The organism is Vibrio sp. 10N.222.48.A3 (assembly GCF_041475345.1).
In the GTDB taxonomy this organism is placed as follows: domain Bacteria; phylum Pseudomonadota; class Gammaproteobacteria; order Enterobacterales; family Vibrionaceae; genus Vibrio; species Vibrio tasmaniensis_A.
Window position 1 is genome coordinate 1 of sequence record NZ_JBFRVX010000855.1, and the last position, 1,059, is coordinate 1,059.

At 46.3% G+C, this 1,059-nt stretch carries 1 protein-coding gene; it reads left to right on the forward strand.

The window, feature by feature from the left end; genetic code table 11:
- On the forward strand, positions 1-1,059 hold a 1,059-nt coding region (locus tag AB4653_RS20830), incomplete at both ends, for a dicarboxylate/amino acid:cation symporter (RefSeq protein ID WP_372105224.1).

The following is a 1,059-nucleotide window of genomic DNA, read 5'->3' on the forward strand; positions in this document are numbered from 1 at the left end:
GCTAGGTCTAGCAGAAGGTGTCGGTGGTATGTTTGTCTCTTTGATCAAACTATTGGTTGTTCCACTGGTATACGTATCTATCGTTTGCGGAATTGTTGAATTGAAAGACATCCGTTCTTTCGGTCGCCTAGGTGGTAAAACTTTTGCTCTTTACATTATCAACACCATCATCGCGATTTCTGCAGCCCTAACTGTTGGCCTTATTTTCCAGCCGGGTGCTGGTGCAGATTTAGCCGGAACGATCTCTGAGACAGTTCAACTAACAACAACTGAAACTCCAGATATCTTCTCTCTTGTTGTGAACATCGTTCCTAGCAACCCAGTTCAGGCGTTTGCAAGCGGCGACATGCTACAGATCATCTTCATGGCAATTTTGACTGGTCTTGCTATTCAGGCTCTTGATTCACGTGGCGGTCCAGCGATCAAAACGTTCAAGATGGCTAACGAAATCATGATGAAGCTTATCGGCCTAGTAATGAGCTTGGCGCCATTTGGTGTATTCGCTCTGATGATTCAACTAGGTGCGACACTGAACGCTGAGACACTTATGTCTGTAGCGGGCTATGTAGCGCTTGTTGTTGCGATGCTAGTGTTCTGGATTTTCTTCTTCTACCCAATGATGGTTGGTATCGCGACAGGTATTACGCCTAAGCAATTCCTACGTGCAACTCGTGAGCAAATCCTTTTCTCACTATCGACGGCAAGTTCGAACGCGACTATCCCAGTAACAATGCGCACTCTAACTGAAAAGCTTGGTGTATCAAGATCTGTGGCAGGCTTCGGTGTACCACTGGGTGCGACAATGAACATGTCTGGTGTCTCTATCTACATAGCACTAGCGACAATGTTCGTAGCAAACGCATTCGGTCAACCAATCAACACGGCTGACATCTTTACTCTGGGTCTAACTATCTTGCTACTGTCTATCGGTGCGGGTGGTGTTCCAGGTGGTGGTGTTGTAATGGTAGGTGTTCTATTGCACCAACTAGGTTTACCACCAGAAGGTCTAGCTATCATTGCTGCGGTAGACCGTATCAACGATATGTTCTGTACTTCTTC